Genomic DNA, 13586 nt, shown 5'->3' on the forward strand with positions numbered 1-13586 from the left:
TGCTTAATGAGTTTGCTGAAGGCAGAGCTGAAAGAAATTTTAAAAAATCGGAAGCTCCTCATCCCAATTATTGCTGTTTTATTTGTTCCCATTTTATATGCAGGAATGTTTTTATGGGCCTTTTGGGATCCGTACGAACGTTTAGATGATTTGCCCGTTGCGATTGTAAATGAGGATAGAGGGGCAGATTTTGAAGGGACGAACCTAGAGTTAGGGAAGGAGCTCGTTACAAAATTAAAGGATAGCAAAGATTTTAACTTTCAATTTGTGAGTAAAAAAGAAGCATATAAAGGTCTTAAGCAGCAAAAATATTATATGCTTGTTGAAATTCCAGAAAATTTTTCGGAAAATGCAACAACATTGATGGATGACCATCCAAAAAAACTTGACTTGACATATGTTCCTAATGAAAGTTTTAACTTTTTATCATCCCAAATTGGTGAGACTGCAGTTTTAAAAATTCAAACATCTTTACAAGAAAAAATAACGGAAACGTATGCAGAAACGATGTTTGATAAAATTGGTGAGCTTGCCGATGGAATGGGGCAAGCAAGTGATGGAGCAGGTAAATTAAGTGATGGTGTTTCAAGTTTAAATGAAGGATCTGAAAAGCTTCATGAACATTTAACTGTTTTAGCCGAAAAATCAGTTGAATTTAACGCTGGGGTGAATGCAGTTAATAGTGGTTCAAATGAACTTGCTTCAGGGACAAAAGCGTTATCTGATGGTCTTGGTCAACTTAAGGAAGGACATGGTCAATTACAGACGGCAGCTGATAAGTTAGCTGATGGGAATGGTAAACTAGCCACTGGTATTTCACAAACAAAGGATGGTCTAAAAAAGGCTCAAACATCAATTCCTGATCTTATATCAGGTACAGAACAGCTCCAAACAGGTGCTGAAACATTAGCATCGGGCTTATCACAATGGCAGCAAGGTGCAAATCAAGCTGCAAACGGAGCCGGACAATTAAATAATGGTATTGCAGCGCTTGAACAGCAACTTGAGCAAGTAATGCCTGCTTTACCACCAGAAAAGCAGGCAGCGTTAAAAGGTGCACTTCAACAGCTGTCAGCTGGAAGTCAAGAAGTGAAAGATGGCACAGCTAAACTTTCAGGAGTTGCTGGGCAATTGTCTTCAGGAGCTAAGGAGTTATCAAATAATCTTGTTAGAGTAAATGAAGGACAAAAAGCTTTACAGGCGGGAATTAATCAGTTAGCGACTGGAAGTGAGCAGCTTGACAAAGGCTCTCAGGAGCTTATTGCTGGTCAGCAGCAATTTCGAGCTGGGATGGAGACATTTGGAGCAAAGCTTGGTGAAGCTCACCAAGGTTCAGGTTCAAGCGAGCTTGCAGCAGGATCAACGAAGTTATCAACTGGTTTAAATCAATTGAAGGATGGTTCACATGCGTTTACGGATGGGGCTGGTCAATTAGCGGATGGTTCTGAAAAATTAAAATCAGGAACATCTGAATTGTTAGAAGGTTCCCAAGAGCTGGCTGGTAAATTAGCTGATGGAGCAGATGAAGTTTCAGGTGTTAAAGGAAAAAAAGAAACTTACAATATGATGGCAAAGCCCATCGAAGTTAAGCAAAACAAATTAAATGAAGTACCGAATTACGGAACAGGTTTTGCACCATATTTTGTTTCGTTAGGTTTATTTGTTGGTGCTTTATTATTATCAATCGTCTTTCCATTAACGGAGCCAATGACGGTTCCACGGAACGGTTTCAGTTGGTTTGCAAGTAAATTTATTATTTTAGTTACAATAGGTGTTATTCAAGCGTTACTAGCAGTGTTTGTATTACTTGTAGGATTAGATTTACAAGTTCAAAGTGTACCAATGTTTATTTTCTTCACGATCATCACAAGTATTACGTTTGTTGCGCTCATTCAATTTTTTGTTTCTCTATTTGGAGATCCAGGGCGCTTTATGGCGATTATCATTTTAATTATGCAACTAACAACAAGTGCGGGAACTTTCCCACTTGAGTTAATTCCAAATATTTTACAGCCTTTTAACTCATTTTTACCGATGACTTACACAGTACATGGCTTTAAAGCAGTTATTTCTAGTGGAGACTTCGGCTTTATGTGGCAGAACGTAGGGATTTTATCAATATTTATCCTTATTTTCATGGTGGGAACATTAGGATATTTTAACTTTAAACATAAACGTCAGTTTGCTTCTACGGTGGAACAATCATAATAAAAAAACTTATGGAGAAAAATTAGTTCTCCATGAGTTTTTTGCCTTGCTTTGTAAGGGAAGGCTGGTGAAAGATAACAAAAGAAGAGCCGATCAACTAGTTAGTGCAACTAGTTGATCGGCTCTTCTTTGCTTGGGAGGAAAGAAAGTTTAGTCGATGAATGAGAGGGTTTTCGACTAAAAACAACTATAAGTAGATTCATATATACATAATTAACTATTCTTCGATAACACCTAAGCATTTGTCACATTTGTTTCCATAACATTCGTGCTGTTCTTCAATATCTTCACCACAGTTAACACATTTTTTTGGCAGTAAATTTTTAAAAAATTCAAGGGAGCTTTGTATCATGGTGTGAACCTCCACATTTTTTATGTTAATCACATTGTATTATAACAGATTAAATAAGTCAATAACTGTTTTAATACAAAATGTAAAAAATGAAATAAACAGTGTAATCGAGTATAGTAAAAACAGAAGACTAGTAAATAGATGAAAGGTGACCGAAGATGAAATTTACTGTAATTGGCTGCTGGGGCGGCTATCCGAAGGCAAATGAGGCAAGCGCAGGTTATTTGTTAGAGCATGACGGTTTTCATTTATTGATCGATTGTGGCAGTGCTGTTTTATCAAAGTTGCAAAGTATACTGCCGCCAGAAAACCTTGATTGTGTCATCATCTCACATTATCATCCAGATCATGTTGCTGATATCGGTGTATTACAGCATGCTAGGTTGATTCAGCGGCTGTTGGGAAAAGATTCCCCCATTCTTCCTATTTATGGGCATGGACAAGATGAACAGGAATTTGCAAAGTTAACATATAAGGATATTACTGTTGGGATCGAATATGATCCAGATGAAACACTTGCTATTGGTCCCTTTTCAATTACTTTTTTACAAACTAAACATCCTGTTGATTGCTATGGAATGAGAATAGAAGCAGGTGAAAAGTCAATTATTTACACTGCCGACACGGCATATAACGAGGAATTTGTTCATTTTAGTAAAAATGCAGATCTCCTTGTTTGTGAATGTAATTTTTATGGAAATCAAAATGGCCAAGAAGCGGGGCATATGACAAGTATTGAGGCAGGGAGGCTTGCGGAAAAAGAAAATGTTACGAAATTATTGTTAACACATTTGCCGCATTACGGGAACTTAAATCATCTTGTGACTGAAGCTGGACAAGCTTTTAAAGGAACAATTTTATTAGCAAAAAGCAAATTATCAATTCATTTTTAATAAAGGAGTGTCTATGATGTTGTTCATTGATAATAAAGGAATAACTGATCCGCGAATTAATTTGGCAATTGAGGAATATGCGTTAAAAAACTTAGATATAAATGAAACATATTTGCTGTTTTACATTAATGAGCCATCAATTATCATTGGAAAGAACCAAAATACAATTGAAGAAATAAATACAGACTATTTTGAAAAAAATCAAATTCATGTTGTTCGGCGTTTGTCTGGAGGAGGCGCTGTGTATCACGATTTAGGAAATTTAAATTTTAGTTTTATTACGAAGGATGATGGAGATAGCTTTCATAACTTTCGTAAGTTTACTGAACCGGTTATAAAAGCACTACAGAAGTTAGGTATTCAAGCAGAATTGAGCGGCCGCAATGATATTATTGCAGGGGGACGAAAAATTTCTGGCAATGCTCAATTTTCAACAAAGGGAAGAATGTTTAGTCATGGTACACTTTTATTCGATTCCGAAATCGATCATGTCGTATCTGCATTAAAGGTGAAGAAAGATAAAATTGAATCAAAAGGCATTAAATCAATTAGAAGCCGTGTTACAAATATTTCAGAACTTTTATCAGAAAAAATGACAATTGAACAGTTTCGTACTTTACTATTAACCTATATTTTTAATGAAACAGAACAGATTCCCACATATAATTTAACTGAAGGAGATTGGAAAAATATTGATCAAATTTCTAAAGAACGTTACCAAAATTGGGAGTGGAATTACGGAAAATCACCAAAATTCAATGTGCAGCATTCCTATCGTTTTCCTGTTGGCCAGATTGATATAAGAATGGAAATAGTTAAAGGAATAATAGAACGATGTAAAATCTATGGCGACTTTTTTGGCGTTGGGGATGTAGAAGAATTTGAGAAGAAGCTTAACGGGATCCGCTATGATAAAGAAGAAATTAAAAAAGCGTTAACCGCTGTAGATGTTAAATATTTTTTTGGAAATGTAACGAAAGAAGAAGTAATCAATTTAATTTACTAAATAATTGTTTGAGCTATAGACTCATTCGTGTGAAAGATGATTTCACACGAATGAGTCTTTTAAATGGTTCCTTATGATGTATCTAGAAGGAGTTTTTATGATATTTATCCTGACATCCTGCTGTTAATAAAAATTGAAATATTACATAAAGCACTTGTTTTATTCATTTTTTAAGAAAAAAAACACATAAAAGCTTGATTGATAAAATTTCTTTCAATATAATATATTTAGAAAACTTCTGCAATAAAAATGAATGGCTACTCATTCATTTGTTAAGCAAAGGGGGATGGAGGACGATGAACTTATCATCGCAGCTGTATGAAACAGCTAAAAGGGTGCCAAATAAGCCTGCATATTATTTTATGGATCAGTCAAGCAGTTATGCTGAATTAGATGGGGCAGTCACAAAATTTGCTTCTGGTCTAGCAAAGCTAGGCATAAAAAAAGGAGATCATGTTGCATTACTGTTAGGCAATTCACCTTATTTCGTGATTGGAATGTATGGGGCATTACGTTTAGGAGCTACTGTTATTCCGATTAATCCTATTTATACTAGTGATGAAATTAGTTATATGTTGAATAATGGTGATGTAAAGACCGTTATTACGCTAGATTTGCTCGTTCCTTTATTTGAAAAAGCACATCATAGTCTACATAAAGTAGAAAACTATATTGTTTGTGAAACTAAAAAGGATGAACAAGCAAACGTTAATGTGAAGGAGTTTTCTATTTTTCCAAAATTGAAATCGTTTGCAAATGTGTTGTCATTAGGGGAACTAACTTTTAGAGGACCTGACCTGGATGAAGACGATGTTGCGGTTATTTTATATACATCTGGAACGACAGGAAAACCTAAAGGTGCAATGCTTACCCATAAAAATTTATACAGTAATGCAAAGGATATCAGTGATTATTTACAATTTAATCAAAACGATCGTGTCATTACAACATTGCCCATGTTCCATGTTTTTAGCCTTACAGTTGTTTTGAATGCTCCACTCATCAATGGAGGAACGATTCTAATCGTCCCTAAGTTTAGTCCAGCAGAAATATTCAGACTTGCCAAAAAATATGAACCAACTGTTTTTGCTGGTGTTCCTACAATGTTTAATTATCTTTATCAACATGAGGATGGGCGAGCTGAAGATTTAAAATCACTTCGCTTATGCATTTCTGGAGGAGCATCTTTACCTGTTGCACTTCTTAAAAATTTTGAAGAAAATTTTAATGTCACTATTTCGGAAGGCTATGGATTATCTGAGGCTTCACCAGTAACGTGTTTTAATCCGTTAGATCGGCCGCGTAAACCGGGTTCAATCGGTACATCGATCCTTCATGTAGAAAACAAAGTAGTGAATGAATTAGGCGAAGAAGTAGCACCAGGCGAAGTAGGTGAGTTGATCGTCCGTGGACCTAACGTAATGAAAGGGTACTATAAAATGCCAGAGGAAACAGCTGCAACAATTCGAAACGGCTGGCTTTATACAGGTGATATGGCAAGAATGGATGAAGATGGATACTTTTACATCGTTGATCGAAAAAAAGATATGGTGATAGTTGGAGGCTATAATGTATATCCGCGTGAAGTAGAGGAAGTGCTTTATAACCATCCTGACGTTGTTGAAGTGGCTGTTCTTGGTGTTCCTGATCCAAATCTTGGCGAAGTAGTACGAGCATTCGTTGTGAGTAAAAATCCTCATCTAACAGAAAAACAGCTAATAGAATATTGTTCTAACTTTTTAGCAAAATACAAACTTCCTAAATCAATTGAATTTATTAAGGAACTTCCAAAAAATACAACTGGTAAAATATTGCGAAGATCACTTCGCGAAAAAGTTTTACAGAAAAATAGTGAAACCCCACATTTATGTGGATAAAAAAAATAATATTGTTATTAATCCTGTTTCATGAAAGACTTTTATGCGCAAATTTTCTACTTTGCAATATAGTATGTTTACACCCCTTCATACTAAATGCACAGTGGAAATGAGTCGTAAAAGTTTAAATGTTACAGGATTATTTTTTTGAAAATTTGAAAGGGTTTACATAAAAAATAAAGAATGTAATAGTAAAGAAAATAAAAAAAGAGGGGGATCACTTATGAGTCTAGTTACTTGTAAAATAAAAAATTATGTTGCGCTAGTAACGATTAATCGTGCTGATTCTTTAAATGCGTTTAACTATGAGACTTTAACCACTTTACAAGAAACAGTTGCAGAATTGCGAACAAATAGAGAGGTTCGGACTATTATTTTTACTGGCGCTGGTGAAAAAGCGTTTAGTGTAGGTGCTGATCTCAAGGAACGAAAAGGTTTATCTGAAGAAGAAGTGAAACGGAATGTTTACAAAATAGGTGATGTTTTTAACGACATTGATACATTACCTCAACCAACGATTGCTGCTTTGAACGGCTATGCATTTGGCGGAGGTATGGAATTGGCTCTTGCTTGTGATTTTCGAATTAGTATTGATAAGACGTTAATGGGGTTAACAGAAACGAGTTTGGCTATTATTCCAGGTGCAGGTGGAACACAGCGTTTGCCCCGGCTTATTGGTGAGACAAAGGCGCTTGAGTTAATTTTAACCGCAAAGCGGTTAACAGCTCAAGAAGCCTATCAATATGGGTTAGTTAACAAAGTTGTTGAAAAAGAGAGGTTAATCGAGGCTTGTTTTGAATTTGCTGAAGCAATGCTTGCAAACGGTCCGATCGCTTTACAACAAGCAAAATTTGCGATAAAACAAGGAATGAATACTGATTTACAGACAGGTTTGCAAATTGAAAGGAAAGCGTATGAAATAACAATTCCGACAGAAGATCGCCTTGAGGCGCTTCAAGCTTTTAATGAAAAACGAAAGCCGAAATATAAAGGGAGATGATCATCGAGTAGATAAAGTCAATAATTGACGCAACTGCCCTCAGACTGATCGAAAACGATTTATAAGGCAAGAAGTAATGAGAACCTCGTTCATGGGCTTAAAACGCAGAATACGAGCGTTTGTCAATAGTCTAAAGAGCTGCGATTGATAAGAGGGCACTGTTTTTTATATCATAACGGTTTCCAAGATAAATAGAGGGCACTTTCTGTTCAAAATAGAACAGAAAGTGCCTTCTTTCTTTACCTATTTCTTACTCTCTTCGTTCATGAGCTTCAATATTTGCTTGAGATTCACGGCAAATATCGTTGTGGCTCCTTGAAATCCCCATGCCAAATAGACCCGCTGACGATGCTGTATCGTACCCGTGTCATTTTTTTTTAACTCACTATTTTTTGCTTCCTCTTGTAAGAATTTTTTTGGTGACTTTAGATTGTACCGTGCTTTTGTATGTGTGGCATCCACAATAATGATGTTACTTTTTATGATGCTCTTTTCCAGTGTGATTTCAACAGTTTTCCCAATTAACATATCTAATAGTCCGACATCTTTTAGACGCAGTCGATGAAACTTTGTCAGGAAACTTGGATCGATAACGTCATATCTAAGAAGGATTTAAAGGACATATCGTATTTAGAACGCTTTACTAAATCAACGTCTGAGTCATCATGAATCGCCTTCAATAATAAATACTTAAACATCTGGAAAGAAGGAATTGAATTCGACCATTATCCAATTTTCGTTTTTAGCTCTTCTCATATAAACGAAAAAATCGCCAAGTTCGTTCATTTAACGAAGCCTGTTATCTTTTGGCACGAATAGTCAATAAATTACCATATATGGACTTGATTGAGCGTTTTTTAGGTTTAAATCACGGAGAGCACCATCTGCATTTACATTTACTTTATTTTAGTAGACAGGAAAAAGGCCATTTTTTAGAGGATAGAAATATTTTTAATGACACTAGTTGATTGGAGTAGAAGGTGGCGACTCCTGCGGGAAAGCGAGACAGACGAGACCCGAGACCCGCAAGAAGAGAAGGAGGAGGCTCATCGCCCGTCCGCGGAAAGCGTCGCCTGAAACGGAAATTAACGGGTTTCAAAAGGCGAGTAGATGAACGACAAGTCGCTCACCTTCTCGCTATGAAATCCCTCCTTTTGAGGACTTTTTCAGTGCCCTCGATTGTTAGCAAGCTTTTTTTTTGTTACATATCATATACATAATGATAATTTGCTGATTAAAATTTAAATAATAACGGATATTTTTTGGAATTTATAAAAAGGTCTTGAAATTTAACATCATTCGACATTATAATTTAATGAATAAAAGCAAAAAAGCGTCAAAGTAATAAAGGTGATTTTATAGAAGGGAGAATGATCATGAAGCGGGGGAAAAAAATGTTTGCAGCCATCGGATTAATAAGTGCTTTATTATTAAGTGGCTGTGGTGGTGGCAGTGAAAGTTCAAACGGGAAAAGTAGTGACGCTGAGAAAAAAGATGGAGAAAAGACATATAAAATTGGTGTATCACAATTTGTTCAGCATCCTTCTTTAGATGCAGCATTTGAAGGTTTCAAAAAAGCCCTTGAAGACGAAGGATTAAATATCGAATATGATGTACAAATGGCTCAAGGAGATCAAAATAATACACAGTCGATAGCAAACAACTTTGTTGGTGATGGAGTTGATTTAATATTTGCAAATGCAACTCCTAATGCGTATGGAGCATTAAATGCAACGAAAGATATTCCAATTGTCTTTACATCAGTAACAGATCCAGTCGGCGCAAATTTAGTAGAATCTATAGAGAAACCAGGTGGCAATATTACTGGTACGATTGACTCTCATCCTGATTCAATTTCAAATATTGTTAAATTTATGAATGATTATTTCGATGGGAAAAAAGTAGGAGTTATTTATAATACTGGTGAGCAGAATTCCGTTGCCCAAATTGAACTCGTTAAAGAATCTTTAAAAGGAACGGACTTGAAATTAGTTGAAGCCACTGTATCAACTTCTGCTGAAGTCAAGCAAGCCGCTGAATCGTTAATTGGAAAGGCTGATATGATTTATATTTTTACAGACAATACTGTAGTATCTGCTCTAGAGTCAGTTATTCAAGTTGCTGAAGATAATAAACTGCCACTGTTTGTTGGAGAGTTAGATTCTGTAAAAAGAGGCGGTCTTGCAGCATATGGATTTGAATATGGTGATATCGGTTATGAAGCAGGTTTAATGGCAGCGGAAATTTTAAAAGGGGAAAAGCAACCTTCAGAATTATCAGTAAAATTTCCACCGAAGTTAAAGCTCTTAATTAATAAAAAAGCTGCTGCTGCAATAGATTTAGAAATAAATGAAGAATGGAACGAGATTGCTGAATTTGTTGAGTAAATATAATTATTTTTTAAATGATAGTGCGGCAATGAAGGTAGCGACGGATGTTTCAAACACGCATTAATAGAAAGGGAGAAATAATATGCTTACGGCCATATTTGGATCTGTTGAAGCAGGTGTCATATATGCAATTATGGCATTAGGAGTCTATCTTTCGTTTCGAATTTTAGATTTTCCCGATTTAACTGTTGACGGCAGCTTTGTAACTGGTGGGGCAGTGGCTGCTACGCTAATTGTCTCTGGAGTTCATCCTTTTTTAGCGACAATCATGGCTTTATTCGCAGGTTTTATCGCAGGCTGCATCACAGGTCTTTTGCATACAAAAGGAAAGATCAATCCATTATTATCAGGAATTTTAATGATGATTGCTCTTTTTTCGATTAATTTACGAATTATGGGGAAATCGAATGTTCCACTTTTGCAAGAGGAAACACTTTTAACGAAAATAACGGCTATATGGAAACAATTTGGAATTGATGATGCGATTCAATCGGGCTTAAATGCAATCGGTTTAAGTAGCTTTACTCCAAAAACGTGGGGGATTTTAGTAGCCATGTTTTTATTAACGATTATAATTAAAATATTCATCGATTTATTTTTAAAGACGGATGTTGGTCTAGCAGTTAGAGCAGTCGGTGACAATGAGATGATGATTCGCAGCTTTTCCGCAGATACAGATCTTTTAAAAATTCTTGGCCTTGGTTTATCAAATGGACTTGTTGCTTTTTCAGGAGCATTAATTGCTCAATACAATGGGTTTAGTGATGTTGGAGCAGGAATTGGAATGATTATTATCGGATTAGCTTCTGTTATTATTGGCGAGGCGATCTTTGGAGCAAAAACTATTGTTCGGGCAACGTTTGCTGTGATCGGTGGAGCGATTTTATATCGAATTATCGTCACTTTAGCATTGCGGGTAAAGTTTCTTGAAACTGGAGATATGAAATTAATAACAGCGTTAATTGTTATTGCCGCTCTTATAGTGCCAAAGCTGGTTGCACAGCAAAAAGAAAAGAAACGCAAGAAAAAGCGATTAGTTGAAGTAGCTGAAAAAATTTCAATTGAGAATCGTGGTGAAACAATTGCTCCAGTTAAAACAGATTTATAAAGTATTTAATGAAAATACTCCAGATGAGAAAGTAGCATTAAATTATATTAACCTTCAGCTTAATGCCGGAGATTTTGTCACTGTTATCGGAAGTAATGGTGCAGGTAAATCAACACTGATGAATGTTATTTCTGGTAAGTTATTTTCTGATATCGGGGAAGTTTTAATAGATGAAAAACGTGTAACGAACGTAAGTGAGCATAAACGGGCTAAATTAATTGGTCGAGTGTTTCAAGATCCGATGGCTGGTACAGCACCGTCAATGACAATAGAGGAAAACTTAGCAATTGCTTATGGAAGAACAAAAAGACGAGGATTAAAATGGGGAGTAACGAAAAGTAGACGTACTTTTTTTCAAGAGAAGCTGGCGATGCTTAATCTTGGTTTAGAAAATCGTTTACAGGCAAAAGTAGGCTTGTTATCCGGAGGGGAACGGCAAGCTTTATCTCTATTAATGGCTACGTTCACTGAACCTAAAATACTACTACTTGATGAGCATACTGCTGCATTAGATCCGGCCAGAGCTGAGTTAATTACGAAGCTGACTAAGCAGATTGTGGCAGAATATAAGCTGACAACATTAATGGTTACGCATAATATGCAACAAGCTCTTGAACTTGGTAATCGCCTTATTATGATGGATAAAGGGCAAATTATTTTTGAGGCAAATGAAGAGGAGAAGCAGCAGTTAACGGTTGAAAAGCTATTGAAAGAGTTTCAGCGAATTCGCGGAGAAAAGATGAACAGTGATCGAGCAGTCCTAATTTAAACATGTATTTATTTATTTTACACATGTTACTCTAATTTTATCAATCATAATAAGTGGAATGTAGGAACATAAAAAAACTCTGTTACAAATACAAATCTTAAATGATGAATATGTAAGATGGAATTGGCCAATGCGCCAGTTCCATTTTTTAAATTTAATTAAAATTGGTAAAATGGTTAACAGATTTGAGAGGAGAGGTTATGAGTAGAATAAATTAATAGATTAGAAAGTAGGTGTATGCTTGTGCCAGAAATAGTACTTAGTAGTAAACAACAATCACAATTTAAAAGAGGTTTACAAGCGGGTGTAGCGATTGCACTTGGATATTTTCCAGTTGCGTTAACATTTGGATTAATAGCTAAAACGACAGGTTTGACACTAGGGGAAACGGTTTTAATGAGTTTAATCGTTTATGCTGGAGCCTCCCAATATATTTCATTAAGTCTAATTGCTGCAGGAACAGGAGCAGTGAGTATTATTTTAACGACCTTTATCGTTAATATTCGTCATTTTTTAATGTCGGCCTCCTTAAATGAGAAATGTGAAGATGAACATGTTTTGTATAAGCTTTTATATTCTTTTGGCATTACTGATGAAACGTTTTCGATCGCAGCAACAAAGGAGGGAACAGTAACAAGTAGTTACATGTTTGGATTAAACGGTATTGCTTATTTCAGCTGGGTATTTTTTTCTTGTTTTGGATTTTTAATTGGTAATAGTTTGCCGCAAATATTGCAGGAGAGCATGTCTGTTGCTTTATATGCAATGTTTATTGGTTTGTTGGTTCCTTCTATAAAAAAAAGTACAAAAGTTATATATTTAGCCGTTTTAGCTGCAAGTTTTAATTCTATTTTTACAATAACAAAATGGCTTGAGACAGGGTGGGGGATTGTTTGTTCTACGTTGTTATCTTCTATTATTGTTGAATTAATAGAAAGATTGAAAGGAAAGGGGATCCATGATGAGTAAGGAAATCGTGCTAATGATTATCGGGATGGCACTCGTTACATATATTCCGCGTATGCTGCCATTTGTCTTATTTAAGGATAAAGAGCTCCCGCTATTTGTACAAGGTATTTTAAATAATGTGCCTTATGCGACGTTGGGAGCACTAATTTTCCCTGGAATTCTCTTTATGAATGGCGTTGATATTTGGTATGGTGTGATCGGTGCAGCGACAGCTTTTGGTCTGGCATACGCTGGAGCAAGTATTATGATTGTTGTAATCGGAGCAATTGCTGTTTTAACTGTTTATTCGTATTTTATTTAAAATGAAAGGATGTTTCTCGAGGTTACAGGTCGATGTTTGTTGACTTGTAACCTCAAGGTAATTTTGAATTTGAATTATTTTAACTCTTTTTGAATTTGCTTATAAACTTTATCTTTATCGAAGCTGCCTTCACCCATGCCAAAGACTTCAATGACTCGATTTTTTTCATTAAGTAAGTATGTTGAACTGGAATGTATTAAGTAGCCTGTGCCGGGATCACGATAAAAAAAATTAAATTTATCTGCGATTTTTTTCGTTTCATCATTTGTGCCTCGCAATAAGTACCAGCCATCGTGTTTATCTACTTCAAATGCAGCCGCATAATCTTGTAACATTTTTTGTGTGTCATTATATGGATCGATTGTGATTGTAATAAATTCAACTTTATCTCCAAAAACTCCATCATCTACAAGCTTATCTCGCAGTTGCTTCATTTGAAATGTTGTATTTGGACAAATATCAGGACAATTTGTATACATAAATTCTAAAAGTCGAACCTTTGGAGGCATATCTTTAAATGAGTATTCTTCTCCTGTGTGAGTTTCCATCGTAATTTCTTGAGGAAATTCCATTTTAGATTGACGATAGCCTGTGAAGTAATAAATCCCTGCTGCAATGCCAATTACTAATAATATAACAAAAGTAATATACAGTTTTTTCAAAGTTATGCTCACCTCAAATGAAAAGCGGATCTTATTTTTAAATTTTTCGTT

General features: G+C 35.6%; 12 protein-coding genes and 1 pseudogene. 10 read left to right on the plus strand and 3 right to left on the minus strand.

Translation table 11 applies throughout. From position 1 onward, the window contains the following. Positions 1–6 precede the first annotated feature (6 nt). On the plus strand, positions 7–2208 hold the full coding sequence (locus tag K6959_RS03540; protein WP_223087653.1) for a YhgE/Pip domain-containing protein: 2202 nt from the start codon (positions 7–9) through the stop codon (positions 2206–2208). 217 nt (positions 2209–2425) lie between these two features. Here K6959_RS03540 and yhfH read toward each other — a convergent pair whose 3' ends face one another. Continuing rightward, positions 2426–2560 carry a protein YhfH gene (gene yhfH / locus K6959_RS03545; RefSeq protein ID WP_163239034.1) on the minus strand — a complete coding sequence of 45 codons (135 nt, stop codon included), beginning with the start codon at positions 2558–2560 and terminating at the stop codon, positions 2426–2428. A 158-nt stretch (positions 2561–2718) separates the two neighbouring features. Between yhfH and K6959_RS03550 the strand changes: the two genes are divergently transcribed. The 4 genes from K6959_RS03550 (at position 2719) to K6959_RS03565 (ending at position 7336) form a co-directional block, all read left to right on the plus strand. Continuing rightward, positions 2719–3453, plus strand: a complete 735-nt coding sequence (locus tag K6959_RS03550) for an MBL fold metallo-hydrolase (RefSeq protein WP_223087655.1) — start codon at positions 2719–2721, stop codon at positions 3451–3453. A gap of 16 nt (positions 3454–3469) precedes the next feature. Next, on the plus strand, positions 3470–4459 hold the full coding sequence (locus K6959_RS03555) for a lipoate--protein ligase (RefSeq protein ID WP_223087656.1): 990 nt from the start codon (positions 3470–3472) through the stop codon (positions 4457–4459). Between the two features lie 296 nt (positions 4460–4755). Beyond that, the gene (locus tag K6959_RS03560; protein ID WP_223087657.1) at positions 4756–6336 is read left to right on the plus strand and encodes a fatty acid--CoA ligase family protein; all 1581 of its coding nucleotides are present in this window, start codon (positions 4756–4758) and stop codon (positions 6334–6336) included. A gap of 223 nt (positions 6337–6559) precedes the next feature. After that, complete coding sequence (locus K6959_RS03565; protein ID WP_163239042.1) at positions 6560–7336, plus strand: enoyl-CoA hydratase-related protein; 777 nt, start codon at positions 6560–6562, stop codon at positions 7334–7336. 390 nt (positions 7337–7726) lie between these two features. On the opposite strand, the pseudogene K6959_RS03570 reads toward K6959_RS03565, so the two are convergent. Next, positions 7727–8149, minus strand: a pseudogene (locus K6959_RS03570) (transposase); the annotation flags it as partial. Between the two features lie 563 nt (positions 8150–8712). Here K6959_RS03570 and K6959_RS03575 point away from each other — a divergent pair. The 5 genes from K6959_RS03575 (at position 8713) to K6959_RS03595 (ending at position 12873) form a co-directional block, all read left to right on the plus strand. Further along, positions 8713–9723 carry an ABC transporter substrate-binding protein gene (locus K6959_RS03575; protein WP_163239044.1) on the plus strand — a complete coding sequence of 337 codons (1011 nt, stop codon included), beginning with the start codon at positions 8713–8715 and terminating at the stop codon, positions 9721–9723. A gap of 85 nt (positions 9724–9808) precedes the next feature. Continuing rightward, positions 9809–10834, plus strand: coding sequence for an ABC transporter permease (locus tag K6959_RS03580; RefSeq protein ID WP_163239046.1), 1026 nt, complete (start codon positions 9809–9811; stop codon positions 10832–10834). Then, on the plus strand, positions 10809–11603 hold the full coding sequence (locus K6959_RS03585) for an ABC transporter ATP-binding protein (RefSeq protein WP_163239156.1): 795 nt from the start codon (positions 10809–10811) through the stop codon (positions 11601–11603). The genes K6959_RS03580 and K6959_RS03585 overlap by 26 nt, the downstream gene beginning before the upstream one ends. Before the next feature lie 243 nt (positions 11604–11846). Beyond that, a complete protein-coding gene (locus K6959_RS03590) occupies positions 11847–12572 on the plus strand; it encodes an AzlC family ABC transporter permease (RefSeq protein ID WP_262421884.1) in 726 nt (241 codons plus the stop codon). After that, positions 12565–12873 (plus strand): AzlD domain-containing protein, encoded by a 309-nt coding sequence (locus K6959_RS03595; protein WP_163239050.1) that lies wholly within the window; start codon positions 12565–12567, stop codon positions 12871–12873. Before K6959_RS03590 ends, K6959_RS03595 begins: the two co-directional genes overlap by 8 nt. Before the next feature lie 74 nt (positions 12874–12947). On the opposite strand, the gene K6959_RS03600 is transcribed toward K6959_RS03595, so the two are convergent. After that, a complete protein-coding gene (locus tag K6959_RS03600) occupies positions 12948–13535 on the minus strand; it encodes an SCO family protein (RefSeq protein ID WP_223087659.1) in 588 nt (195 codons plus the stop codon). Positions 13536–13586 lie beyond the last annotated feature (51 nt).

This window comes from Bacillus aquiflavi, assembly GCF_019915265.1.
Taxonomy (GTDB): domain Bacteria; phylum Bacillota; class Bacilli; order Bacillales; family Cytobacillaceae; genus Bacillus_BT; species Bacillus_BT aquiflavi.

What these genes read in the sequence shown, in the direction of transcription:
- K6959_RS03540 (WP_223087653.1), top strand. Translation starts at nt 7, where the DNA reads ATGAGTTTGCTGAAGGCAGAGCTGAAAGAAATTTTAAAAAATCGGAAG.
- yhfH (WP_163239034.1), bottom strand. Translation starts at nt 2,560, where the DNA reads ATGATACAAAGCTCCCTTGAATTTTTTAAAAATTTACTGCCAAAAAAA.
- K6959_RS03550 (WP_223087655.1), top strand. Translation starts at nt 2,719, where the DNA reads ATGAAATTTACTGTAATTGGCTGCTGGGGCGGCTATCCGAAGGCAAAT.
- K6959_RS03555 (WP_223087656.1), top strand. Translation starts at nt 3,470, where the DNA reads ATGTTGTTCATTGATAATAAAGGAATAACTGATCCGCGAATTAATTTG.
- K6959_RS03560 (WP_223087657.1), top strand. Translation starts at nt 4,756, where the DNA reads ATGAACTTATCATCGCAGCTGTATGAAACAGCTAAAAGGGTGCCAAAT.
- K6959_RS03565 (WP_163239042.1), top strand. Translation starts at nt 6,560, where the DNA reads ATGAGTCTAGTTACTTGTAAAATAAAAAATTATGTTGCGCTAGTAACG.
- K6959_RS03575 (WP_163239044.1), top strand. Translation starts at nt 8,713, where the DNA reads ATGAAGCGGGGGAAAAAAATGTTTGCAGCCATCGGATTAATAAGTGCT.
- K6959_RS03580 (WP_163239046.1), top strand. Translation starts at nt 9,809, where the DNA reads ATGCTTACGGCCATATTTGGATCTGTTGAAGCAGGTGTCATATATGCA.
- K6959_RS03595 (WP_163239050.1), top strand. Translation starts at nt 12,565, where the DNA reads ATGAGTAAGGAAATCGTGCTAATGATTATCGGGATGGCACTCGTTACA.